Below are 12,189 nucleotides of genomic sequence, written 5' to 3' on the forward strand. Positions count from 1 at the left end.
AAAACTACAGAACCACTATAAGGGGAAAGTAACACTTAACCTTGAATTCAAAGCTCAGCCTTTAGCTATAACCTGGAGAATGAAGCTCCAAGTGGAAAAAGGGCGCATGTAGTGAATATGATTGCTTTACCAGGTGATCTTCCATTGGACGATGTATTTATTGGAATTCATGGTGACAAACCGTTTAAAACCAGGCCGAATACAATACCTGTACAAACATTGCCAAGTGAAAGAATTGATGCTGATGGAGTGCTTCAGTGGCGCGCCCGGAGGTTTTTGGCTGGTGAAACCATTAGGGTGAATATGTGTTACGATTGCTATGAATCTTTTTTTAAATAATGAAGATTGCAACAGAATTGTAAAGTTATGAGACGAAACAGTTTGAAAAACAATAAGTCAGTATCCCATTTTATCATGCAGGACAAGTCGAATTGAATTTTTTCAGAATGTTATTAACTAAGCTCAAACCTTAAGTATGCTAATGTGTGCTTGGTCGGAACGGGTGCCATATATGCACTAGTGTAATTGCAAGCCTGTTTCTTCAAATAGTATCAAAAAGGAGGCTGTCCAAAAACAAGCATTTAAAATTAGATAACTTACGATTTATTACTTAACCACCTCATCCTGACCTTCTCCTCAAGGAGAAGGAATAGAGCTGTTCGATATTTATAAGCTCTTAATCAGCGCACTAACACTCATTTATTGAGCACTTCCTCTCCTTTAGGAGAGGATTGAGGTGAGGTGATCAACGATTAATATTTACAATTTGTAAGTTTTCTGTTATAGTAAATTCTTTTGGACAGCCTCTCTTTTTTTAATATTTTCATTTTAAGATCTCTAGAATCCGTTTCGGCGTTATAGGCATCTGCTTCACGCGGGCGCCACAAGCATGAAAGACCGCGTTGGCAATTGCTCCGCCGACTGTGACAATGGCTGGCTCACCACCTCCTTGTGGCGGTGAATCCATATCTTCCACAAAGACACATTCAATCGGTGGTGTTACTGCAAATTTGGTTATTTCATAAGTGTCAAAATTCTGGGTTTCGACAGCGCCCCAGTTAAACTCAATATCCTCGTATAAAGCATAGCCTAAGCCCATGGTTAAACCACCTTCGGTCTGAACAGTTGCACCATGTGGATTAACCACCTGTCCCATATCCTGGGCACAAACCATTCTCAATGGTGTCACCTTTCCGGTTGCAGGATCCACCTCTACTTCGGCCAATAACACAACAATAGTACCTGCATCTGTGCCAATAGCCATACCACAACCACGATTGGTACCGGTACTGGCTGTTTTATAATCAAAGGTATCCTTTGCCAGTTGAATGGTTCTTTTTATTTTCTGATCTTCAATATTTAGTAACCTGAATTCAACCGGATCAATGCCAACATGCTTAGCCATATCATCAATATGTGATTCCCTGGCGAAAGTAGTGGTATTGTTTCCCGGTGCACGCCATGCTCCTGTTGCAAAAGGATGTACCCCTTTACCGTTAAAAATTTGCGTTTTAATATTCGGGATATTATAAAAATCTTTTGTTCCCCTGGCTCCTGCACAAAAAACATCAAAACTCCACGAATTTAGTTTGCCATTGTCTTTAAAACCTGCTTTAACTTTTACAACCGCTGCCGGACGGAACCAATCATACATAAACTCTTCGCTGCGCGACCAGGCCACTTGCACCGGTTTTCCACTGATCTTTGCCAGTTTGGCACATTCAATCGCCTGCTGGTTATAGATTTTTCCACCAAAACCGCCACCGATAAATATTTGCTTAATATGCACCTTATCCAATGGCATGTCCAATGCATTGGCCACCGCTTCCCGTGTACCAAAAGGTGTTTGTGATGAAGCCCACATCACCAATGTATCTCCTTCAAAATGGGCTGTAGCGGCATGTGTCTCGATAGATGCATGGGCTTTGTAACCATCTAAATAAGTCGCTTCTATAACATGATCGGATTCTTTGAATCCTTTAGAGAGACTTCCATTTTTTTCAGTTGTTTTGCTGGAATCAGCTGTTTCCAGTATATGATCAAAAATACTTTCGGTGTTAGCTTTAGCCTCCGGCAGATCCCATTGGGCCTTTATTTTAACAACTGCTTCCTCTGCCATTAACGGATCTTCATGCAACGCAGCAATTAATCCATCTTCATTAATAATGGTTATGCCCTTTAAACTTTCGGCACGTGATACATCAACAGATTTTAATTTTGCACCATGTGCCGGTGGCCGTTTTATATATGCATACAACATGCCTGGCAACTGAATATCTGAGGTATAAACTGCTTGCCCTGTTACCTTTTTAATGGCATCAGTGCTGATTACAGGTTGACCGATTGTTTTAAAATCACTGGCTTTCTTTAGAATTGGCGGTGAGCTGATGGTTTTAACAATCTTCTTTCCCTTTGTTAGTTCGGCGTAAATGATTTGAAGATCAGAGTTGGTTTTTGAAACAACCAAACCTCCTTTATTCATTAATTCATTTGCACTACATTCTAATTGTGTAGCTGCCATCTTAAGCAATTCGGCTTTGGCTTCAGCAGCTGCTGCACGTAAAAGTGGATCGAAAAAACGTGTAGTAAGCGAACCCCATGTACCGGCATCATAAGGACATAGCTCGGTATCGCCCATCACCATGTTGATGGTATTCACTGGTACTTCAAGCTCTTCTGATAGCACCTGGGCTAAAGAAGTAATAATTCCCTGCCCCATTTCTATCTTACCGGTATAACAATCTACCGTTCCATCTTCCTTTATTCTCAAATAAGCATTGAGGTCTAGTTCCTCATCACTTCGTTTATCGTGGTCGTTTTCCGACCTTGATTTAAACATACATGCATTTAGAGAAAATACAATGATTAATCCGCCGCCCAGCTTCTTTATAAAGTTACGGCGATCCATACTTCGAACGGGATGATCAACATCGCCAAAATAGAGTTTGTTTATCTGATCTTCTCTCATTTGTTGTTTCCTCCATTCATTTGTTTAGCGGCCGATTCAACAGCATCTGCGATTCTGCCATAAGATCCACATCTGCACAGATTATCATTCATCCCTTCTATTATTTCTTCTCTACTCGGATCTGGATTATTATTCAATAATCCCACTGCATTCATTATCATACCGGGTGTGCAATAACCACACTGTTGTGCATCATGCATGACGAATGACTTTTGAACGGGATGCAAATCCTCTCCAAGGGCTAAGCCTTCAATGGTTGTTACTTTTTTGCCAGCCACTTCACTAACAGCCATACCACACGAGCGCATAGCTTCGCCATCAACCAGGATGGTACAGGAGCCACAGAATCCGATACCGCATCCGTATTTCGTTCCGGTTAAACCTAGTTTAGTACGCAAAACCCATAATAAAATATCATTGGAATTGGTTTCCACCTTAACGGCTTTATTGTTAAGGGTGAATGCAATTTGTTCCATATAGCAGTCGTTTTAAAGTTTACAGCTTGTGATAATCAACTAAGATAGTTAATTATTCAGTTCTTTACTATAGAGCCAGTTCATCAGGCAATTAGACTCTGAAAGATCTTTGTCTGGTTTAATTACCAATTTTTGATGATTTGTTTCCAATATATAATTGTGATCAATTGTCAGGCAGTTACCCGAAAGTTTCTTTGTTGGGTTATGAATTTCAATCAGTTTTGCAAATAAGTTCTTCAGCTGGCAGTATTCTTCTTTATCAATGATAAACTCCAACTTTCGCCGATCAATGGCATCTTTATAACGGAGCTGATAAGTAGAGTCCTTTGTCTGAAGATGTATACGCAATATGCCTTTACCAAAGGTAGTAGCAGCATAACCGCCATGATGCGGAATCGTGACTTTAAACTGATCACATGCAAAAATGGCATCTAACTGATTAATCATTTTTTCAGAGGAATGTTGATGGTATACAAAACCAGCTAATGCAAATACTACCATCAATATTAAATAATTAATCCGTTTAAGAATCATATGCCTTTTTGTTCGCAGGAAAATGAATATATAAAGTTAATATTTAACTACTTAACAGGCCAGTATCTGCCGCATGATTATTATACAATTACTGAAAATAAACTCAGGATAAATCTAACTTTTAGCTGGCGGTCTTAAACGCTCCAGTGCACCTTTGTAATCTTCCTGATTATCCAAGTCAATTACAACCTCATCCGAATTAATTTCAAGGTATAAGATATCATCTGCATTTTCATGAAAGAGTTGTCTCAAACCGATGTTTGGATCCAACTGATTGATTTGTGCTTTGTATTTATGATTGATTAATACCGGATGTCCCTTTTTACCATTATAGGTCGGAACCACCAACCCTTTATCATTTTTCCGATAGGCATCGATCAGATGATTTACCGTTGCAGATTGAATAAATGGCTGATCGCCAGGTAAAACAAGAAAAGCGTCAAAACCATTGGCACTATTAATGCCGCATTGTACGGAAGAGAGCATGCCTTCCTCATAATCACGATTAAAAGTCACATCAACCGGTAAGTGCTTCACCTGTTGTGTAATTTGTTCAGCATTGGCGCCTGTAACCACAATCGTGTGAGTAACTTTTGAATTTAATGCAGTTTTTACTACAGTTTCAATAATCGTTTGATTGCCAAAAGGTAAAAGCATTTTCACCTTTTTCATACGAGTGCTCTTCCCGGCACCTAAAATGATCATTGCCACATCATTAAGCGACTTTTGCTTATGACGTACCTGTACTAACTCTGCTGCTATACTGATGGCGATCTCCTGCACTGACTTGGCCCCGATATCTAAACCAATGGGCGAATAGATGGTATCTAATTCAGATTCCGTTGCCAGTTGATTCTGTAGTAAATCTTCTTTGATAAGTTTTACTTTTCGTTTACTGCCAATCATACCGATGTATCCTGCATCAGTCTGAAGAGTTGTCAGCAGAGACGCATAATCTGTTTTGTGTCCCTGGGTAACAATTACCACATATGAATCAGGCCGCAAGTGCAGTGCTTTGATATTTTCGTTTAAATCACCAATTATCAGTTGCTGCGCATCCGGAAACATTGAATCTTTGGCATAATAAGGTCGGTTATCCAAAACTGTCACTTCAAAATCAAGAAGATGTCCAATATGACACAGAGCCTGACCAATATGGCCGCCGCCAATGATGATTAGCCGTGGAGCAGGCTGTAATCGTTCAACCAATAAAAACCCTTGCTCCAACTGATAAGTCCCCACTGGTTGATTCTGATGACATTTTATGATATAATGACGATAAGGGATCAGTTCTTCACTAAGCTGCTCTTTCTCTTGCAACCAATAGCGCTTAATATGCTGTTCATTATCGACAAATGTGATTAAACATCCTGATTGACCATTCTTTAGTGAATGATCCATTTGCGAAAATACTTTGGCGTGAATCTCAGGTGAGAAGTCAAGAATAAAACTGGCCTGCCCGCCACAAATGGCTCCGGCATCATCATTGATTTTCGCATTATACTGAACGGTACGTAGTAAATTATTCCCACCGTTTTCTTTCATTGCCAGCTTTTCAGCTTCAGCTTCAAGGATACCTCCGCCTAAAGTTCCTTGAAGCAATCCATTTGTATTAAATATGGCAGAGGCACCAGGTACTTGGGGTGCTGAACCGTGTTTGTCGATTAGTGTTCCCAGAATTATCGGTTCCCCTTTTTCAATTAGCTGTAGTAAGCGTTGATAGATGTTTTGCATAGTTAGTTTTTCAATATCCTTATAAATAGCTTTTAAACCTGTTCGCAGAGCATATTTAAATTACTCGTCGTTCAATATCAACGGGGAGATGTGCAAGTATTTCATAGTTGAGTTCATCACTAATGTTACTAAATGCCGAAACCTTAATTTCTAATTCGCCCTGTTTGCCAATTATGACCACCTCATCGCCTTCTGAAACATTAGGTACATTGGTTATATCTGCTATAATCATATTCATATTAACAAGTCCGATAACGCTGCAGCGATGACCATTAATCAGTACACGGCCTTTATTACTAAGTGAACGGCTGTAGCCACTGGCATATCCAATGGGCACCAGTGCCGTTTGAATATCCGATTGTGCCAGGTAGTAGATTCCATAGCCAATAAATTCACCGGTTTTAACGGTTTTTATTGACATTACTTTACTTTTCCAACTAAGGATGCGTTGTAAGGGATCATCTTTAAGTTTTTTGTTTTGTGTGTAATGGATAAAGGTTTCGGCACTCGACCAAAACCCGTATTGCATGATGCCAATGCGAACCAAATCAAACCGGGCTTTAGGAAAAACAAATGTGGCGGCTGAATTGGCCACATGCTTGTATTGAGGTATTAATTGGGCCTTTTTCAGCATATCGAGCATCTTGTTATATTGCTTTAACTGCTTCTGAATACGCATATGATTTGAGATGCTTTCGGCACCGGATAAGTGCGTACAAAAGCCAAGCAGTTCAAATTGTTTAGTATTGGCCTTGATCATTTGGAGTGCTTGCTTAAGTTCCGATTTGTTTAAGCCGGAACGATTCATACCGGTTTCGGCTTCAAGATGTACTTTTGCCGGTATGTTTAGCTCTTCAGCAGCCTGCCTGGCTAATTGCAGCCGTTCAAGGGAGAAAACAAAAAATTCAAAGCCCAGGGATATAGCTTGTTTTATATCGTCATTGGCAATCCACCCCATAATAAGTATGGTTGGATGTAAGTGAGTACTCTTACGCACCCGCAGCGCTTCGTCAAAGCTGAAAACTGAAAAGTGATCGATCCCGGCTTCTTCCAGAACAGGTGTTAGATGCTCAATGCCATGGCCGTAGGCATTTGCTTTAACCACCGATGATAATCTGACTTTGGTTCCGATTTTCCTTTTTAGAAACTGTATGTTGTTTTTAACTGCTTTTGCATCCAGAGTCATTAACGAAGCTTTATTCATGGTACTAGAAGTTTAGGTTTTTATAAATGGATGTAAAGAGATTAATACCGGTATTCAACAATTCATCGGGGAAGTCAAAGTCAGGGTTGTGTAAGGCGGGCTGGTTGATACCTGAGCCCAATCCAAAGAAACCGCCTTTGTACTGTTTTGTATAATAGCTAAAATCTTCCGACCATTTAAAAGGTTCTTGCCGTTGAAAAACTGGCAGGTCATTCATTTCAGCCGATTTTCGAATCATTGCTACACAATCAGGATCATTAATAGTTGCCGGAAATACTTCTGAAAAACTGATTTTACATTGTAGCTTTTCATCTCTTGCTATTTTTTCAATCCTTTCTGTTGCATCTTGTGTCAGAATTTCCATGTCTCTATTTTCATAAGCACGTAAGGTAATGCATATTTCGGCCTCACCAGGAGAGGTTCCGAAAGACTTTTCTCCAAGCCGGAGATGTATGATGGTCAATAATACCAGGCTCGTAAAACGTTCATGCTGTTTGCAAACCTGGTGCAAGGAATCGATGATACGAGCAATGGCGGTATCTGGATTAAGCCCATTTTCTGGTTCGGCAGCATGCGATGTTTGGCCTGTTAGTTTTACAGTCATGCCTTTAGAGGCGGCCGAAAAACTACCTTCTTTAATAATAACCTGGTGTAAGGGATTACCGGGAATATTATGCAAGGCAAACAGGTAATCGGGATTCAACTGCTTAAAAGATTTACTTTGTACCACGTCATAAGCCCCCTGTTCTACTTCTTCTGCGGGTTGAAATAATAAACCAACCTTGCCTTTAACAGGGCGTTGATGAGCTATATTTTGAGCCAGACCTGCCAGAATAGCCATGTGTCCATCGTGGCCGCATAAATGTGCCACACCTGCTTTTTTCGACAGGTAAGGTAGTTTGTTGTTCTCCTGAATAGGCAAAGCATCTAATTCAGCCCGGAAAAGTACTGTAGGGCCTGGTTCAGTTCCTTTAAAAAGAAAGATTTTGCCTGTTTTACCAGTATCAAAAATCTCGTCAGGTGTTAAGTTTTGCATAAATGAGGAAATTGTGGCTGCAGTTTCCTTTTCCTGATTTGAAAGCTCAGGGTGTTGATGCAGGTGGTGGCGAAGGGTAATAATATTTTTCATCGGCAGGTTATATTCGCAATTAGTACTGATTGATTACTATTCTTTTAAAACAATCTGTACAGATATGATTTATTGTACTTAGGTAGTAAAATGAATTTCTCCATATAATTGTTGCTCACAAAGATTTGAAGGTACGAAATGACACGTGAATCACAAAAGGTTTATAGGTCTTGCAGTGAAATTACTTTAACCCGTATTATGTATTAGAACTTAGTATTCCATGCGCAATAGCACAATATTCAATAAACTAATGGACTTCCCCCTTGGCGAAGGGGGAAGGTTTGTGGTTTTTTATAACTGTTTAAGAATTAGGGGGGTGCTTTTTAGTTAGATAGAAGTTATAAGCATTGAAAGCAAGATAAAACACGGTTTCACTGAAAGGAGGCATAGCATTGTTCTGGTGAGTTGATACTTAACTTACTAACTGTCTTTTCTCTTAAGAAAAATTGGATTTGCGAGTCAGTTTGGTACGTTTGTGATGTGTTAAAATCCTATATGTTGGGTGTTATTTGCTTTCCGATACAGAATTTTCTAATTGCAGTAAAACAGATAAATACAAGGTTAAAGTTGTATTTATCAATACAATATCTTTTCAGTATATGAATATCAGTTAATTAACCTACTGTAGCAACAAATTAGCAACAGGAATTTTTAAGCTCTAGGAAAATATAGGATAGAAAGTGATAAGTCGACATCTCGCCCGTAATTTCTCCCGTTGGTAAATATACGAAATTTGACTTCTGAGCCAATAATATTTGATTTTGGAAGAGATGTTCATTTGAGAAAAAGGCATTAAAAAACCGCCTCAAATGAAGCGGTTTTAAAAGAAATCCGAAATAAATCTGTTTACGCCACAGTAACCGAACCAACATACTTACTGTTTACTACAGATAAACCATCTTCGCTAATGAAAGCGATAAAACATTCAACTGAATCTCCTGAAAAATCATCAGGAACGGTTAAGCTTTGAGAACCTGCGCTTCGTGCTGCTCCATCAGTTACAAAGATGGCTTCACCTTTTGTACTGTTGTAAGCTAAAATCATCGCCTTATCGGTTGCGCTTGCATTACTCTCGGAAGTATTATCTCCCCAGGTAAATTCAACTGAACCTGCAGTGGATGAAGCGGCAGCACCATTTAAAACACCAGCCAAAGAACCACGGCTGAGTAATGCACTGGCATAATCAACTGTGAAATTTGGATAAGCACCAGTAACAGCGTTTTTCAGGATGTAAGACATCGCACTGTTAAACTGAGTCATTTTAATTGCGTAGTTCTTGTAACCAACTTTTACAAAGTCTTTCAATGGTTGCAAGAATTGCAATACAGTAGAGAATTTAGTTCGCTGGTCAACTTGACCTTCAGTTTGGGGATTAGCCACATTTGCAGGTTTTACCCTCATGTAATCAATCCCTTTCCAGTTTCCCCCGATAACGTTTCCAACCTTACCGCTGAAACCTCCTAAGATACCTTGATTAATTTTACCCATTTTACTAAGTATTTAATGAAACAATATGCTTTTAACTCGGACTTGGTACGGAGTTGACACGTCCAGAACCTTGTCTTTGCTTCAATATATTGCAATAATCAGGCTATCGGTGTTTTACGGGTTTCTATACATCGTCTTGCATCATTTTGCTATGTCAATCAGTCGGATGTTAGCATCTGTACATAGGGAGGCTTAACTGAACGCTTAGGCATCCAAAAAGAGTAGGGGATGAAACAGATAAAAGGAAACGGAATAAAAAGCGAAGCGGCTTTATGCCGTAGTCTTTTGGATGATTTCAGACCCGTGGCTTAGCTTTGAATAAGCGTACAATTAATGCGGTGGGTTATATTCGAAACTTTCTTTTTTGTCAGGTCGTCAATTTGGGAGTGCGTCGGAAAAGCAAATGTGGGGATTGAAGGAATGCAGCACAGGTGATAACCTGAGCGGAATGAGTGAATGAGACACTTTTGCGTGGGGTGCTGAAGCTTATGAATGAAACGAATGCAGGAATGACGAGGTAGGAGGAATGAATAAATGAGTGGAATGAATGTGCTGCAAGCACGTGGACTTCGGGAAGGATTCTTTCAATTTATTTAACTTCGTCAACATCGGTCGGACTGTGGGTTGGAAGAAATACTACACAGGAAAAAACAGCCTTGAGCCAGACGGCTGGGCGGTGGCTGCAATGAATGGAGCGATAGCGGAATGGGTTGCGGACACTGACCAAGCATCGCGAGCCGCCTGCGAGTGGAGCAAGGGTGGTGCAAAGAGATGGATTGAGGATACGATAACCTTTTGCAGCATATGTAGGAAGTGGAACAAAGTTTTTACCATTAAAAAATAAACAATTTAAAAACTTTGTGGAACTGAACTACACAAGGCTACCGCTTTAATAGCCAGAGCGAAGCGGAGGCAAATAAAACAATTCAGCCGTAGCCCGCAGCGACCCGCAGGCGAGCCAAACACTGGCAGCCGATGGGCTGTGAGCGACTGAACGGAATGAAACCGTAACGGAGCGAAGTAGTTGAGGTACGAAGCTCTGAGCGCAGTGCAGGTGTAATGTAGTGAAGTGGCTTACAGCACAGAGTAGGCTGCCGTGAGGACAACGACTGAGCTGCAAGAGCTGTGACAGCCTGAGCGATAGCGAACCCGCAGGGGGTTTAGCTCTTTTTTATACCATTAAAAATTGGAGTGAATAAAAAAGTGCTGAACGGGCTGGCACTGACCTTGCCGAAGGAGACGGACGAACACCGTTTTTCCTTCCTTGAATAGAGAATATTTCTTTAAAAAGATTAGGTAACAGTTTTTAATTCAGAGTTAAGTGATTATCTTTGCACTCCGTTTTCGTTTCGGGAAAATGAAAAAAATAGAATTATCAGGATATATTACAGTAGGTAGCCTAGAAAAGGATTTAATATCCCTCTTTCAGGAAAGTGAAGATTCGCTGGAGCAAATTGAAATAAATTTGCGGGGTGCGACACATCTCAGAGTGGAGGCTCTTGTTTACTTGTTTGTATTAATCGTTGGACGTTATGAATCAGGAAAGTATACCTATTTAGTATATCCGAAAGATTGGAATGCCCGAAACTTTATAAAAACATTCAGACTATTTGAGGTAATAAATGAGTGTACGGGACTAGAGCCAATTGATTATGTCAAAGAACTTCCTATTAACTTCAAGCAAACTGATTATTTTAATGATAATAAATTTGCTAGCGAGGATGAAAAGATTCAATATCACGAAAGAAAAGGCTATTATCCTTTAACCGCTTTAAAATTTAAAACACTAGAGGAAAAGCTTTTCACACTAAAGGAAGAGCCTAAAAAGTGGACTGAAGGTCAACCCATCGTTTCAATTATTCAAAAAAATATACCTGCGGGAGTTTATGTTGGCGATAACATATCACGTAATGTTATATATGAAAGCATCACGAATTCAATCAGACACCCACAATCTGATAGGTTAACTGTTAACTGCATTAAAGAAGATAATCAGTACATATTAACTATTTGGGATAATGGAGATAGTATTCTTAATACTTTGAAAGCAGAATTACAAAAAGGGAATAGTATAAAAGATAAAAATGAATTTGACACTGACCCTCACTTTTGCTTTTGTATGGACAAAGAAAAAAGTAAACCAGGAAAGCGGACAGCGGATAGTTTTAATTTTTATTTTTCTAATGAGGTGCCTGAAATCAATGGAGTAATTGATTACAAGAAAGAAGATTGGTTTATTTTATTGGCATCTTTTTTCCCTGGAATAACAAGAGACCCAAATGGCAATGACTACAAAGATGGTGTATTAAGTACAGAAAATGACGGAACTAGTGACAACGTAATAGCTGTTGGACGAGGACTTTCATATTTATTAAATACAGCAGTAAATATTTTTGGAGGAGAAGTAAGAGTAAGGACTGGAGAATATTTTGTCAACATTAAAAAAGCGGTAAATCAGTATTCCAGCATGCCAAAACTGTTTAAGAAAGCATATCCTAATTACGAGGTAATTGAATACAATGCATTTGAAGACAGTGATGATGTTAGTGAAATTGAAAAAGTTATACAAGCTGTTTATCGTGTGAAGGTAGAGAAATATGATACTTTACCTAAATTTCACGGAAATATGATAACCGTGCAAATTCCGCAGAATTAA

Annotated in this window: 9 protein-coding genes; 2 read left to right on the forward strand and 7 right to left on the reverse strand. The window is 39.5% G+C overall.

From position 1 onward, the window contains the following. Positions 1-111: 111 nt before the first annotated feature. A complete protein-coding gene (locus AC4MRQ_RS10080) occupies positions 112-339 on the forward strand; it encodes a hypothetical protein (RefSeq protein ID WP_491197546.1) in 228 nt (75 codons plus the stop codon). A 484-nt stretch (positions 340-823) separates the two neighbouring features. On the opposite strand, the gene AC4MRQ_RS10085 is transcribed toward AC4MRQ_RS10080, so the two are convergent. The 7 genes from AC4MRQ_RS10085 to AC4MRQ_RS10115 form a co-directional block, all read right to left on the reverse strand. Continuing rightward, positions 824-2,968 (reverse strand): xanthine dehydrogenase family protein molybdopterin-binding subunit, encoded by a 2,145-nt coding sequence (locus AC4MRQ_RS10085; RefSeq protein WP_491197547.1) that lies wholly within the window; start codon positions 2,966-2,968, stop codon positions 824-826. After that, on the reverse strand, positions 2,965-3,444 hold the full coding sequence (locus AC4MRQ_RS10090) for a (2Fe-2S)-binding protein (RefSeq protein WP_491197548.1): 480 nt from the start codon (positions 3,442-3,444) through the stop codon (positions 2,965-2,967). Before AC4MRQ_RS10090 ends, AC4MRQ_RS10085 begins: the two co-directional genes overlap by 4 nt. Positions 3,445-3,492: 48 nt before the next feature. Beyond that, positions 3,493-3,948, reverse strand: a complete 456-nt coding sequence (locus tag AC4MRQ_RS10095) for a hypothetical protein (protein WP_491197549.1) — start codon at positions 3,946-3,948, stop codon at positions 3,493-3,495. A 144-nt stretch (positions 3,949-4,092) separates the two neighbouring features. Next, on the reverse strand, positions 4,093-5,712 hold the full coding sequence (locus tag AC4MRQ_RS10100) for an XdhC family protein (RefSeq protein ID WP_491197550.1): 1,620 nt from the start codon (positions 5,710-5,712) through the stop codon (positions 4,093-4,095). A 55-nt stretch (positions 5,713-5,767) separates the two neighbouring features. Further along, positions 5,768-6,916, reverse strand: a complete 1,149-nt coding sequence (alr, locus tag AC4MRQ_RS10105; RefSeq protein ID WP_491197551.1) for an alanine racemase — start codon at positions 6,914-6,916, stop codon at positions 5,768-5,770. A 4-nt stretch (positions 6,917-6,920) separates the two neighbouring features. Next, the gene (locus AC4MRQ_RS10110) at positions 6,921-8,045 is read right to left on the reverse strand and encodes an amidohydrolase (RefSeq protein WP_491197552.1); all 1,125 of its coding nucleotides are present in this window, start codon (positions 8,043-8,045) and stop codon (positions 6,921-6,923) included. An 846-nt stretch (positions 8,046-8,891) separates the two neighbouring features. Beyond that, on the reverse strand, positions 8,892-9,533 hold the full coding sequence (locus AC4MRQ_RS10115; protein ID WP_491197553.1) for a DUF6266 family protein: 642 nt from the start codon (positions 9,531-9,533) through the stop codon (positions 8,892-8,894). A 1,357-nt stretch (positions 9,534-10,890) separates the two neighbouring features. Here AC4MRQ_RS10115 and AC4MRQ_RS10120 point away from each other — a divergent pair. Beyond that, entirely contained in the window at positions 10,891-12,189 is a 1,299-nt protein-coding gene (locus AC4MRQ_RS10120; RefSeq protein WP_491197554.1) for an ATP-binding protein, read from the forward strand.

The sequence above is a fragment of the Carboxylicivirga sp. genome, from assembly GCF_982718395.1.

Coding starts and splice junctions, on each gene's coding strand:
- AC4MRQ_RS10110 (WP_491197552.1), bottom strand. CDS start 8,045: ATGAAAAATATTATTACCCTTCGCCACCACCTGCATCAACACCCTGAG.
- AC4MRQ_RS10115 (WP_491197553.1), bottom strand. CDS start 9,533: ATGGGTAAAATTAATCAAGGTATCTTAGGAGGTTTCAGCGGTAAGGTT.
- alr (WP_491197551.1), bottom strand. CDS start 6,916: ATGAATAAAGCTTCGTTAATGACTCTGGATGCAAAAGCAGTTAAAAAC.
- AC4MRQ_RS10085 (WP_491197547.1), bottom strand. CDS start 2,968: ATGAGAGAAGATCAGATAAACAAACTCTATTTTGGCGATGTTGATCAT.
- AC4MRQ_RS10090 (WP_491197548.1), bottom strand. CDS start 3,444: ATGGAACAAATTGCATTCACCCTTAACAATAAAGCCGTTAAGGTGGAA.
- AC4MRQ_RS10100 (WP_491197550.1), bottom strand. CDS start 5,712: ATGCAAAACATCTATCAACGCTTACTACAGCTAATTGAAAAAGGGGAA.
- AC4MRQ_RS10120 (WP_491197554.1), top strand. CDS start 10,891: ATGAAAAAAATAGAATTATCAGGATATATTACAGTAGGTAGCCTAGAA.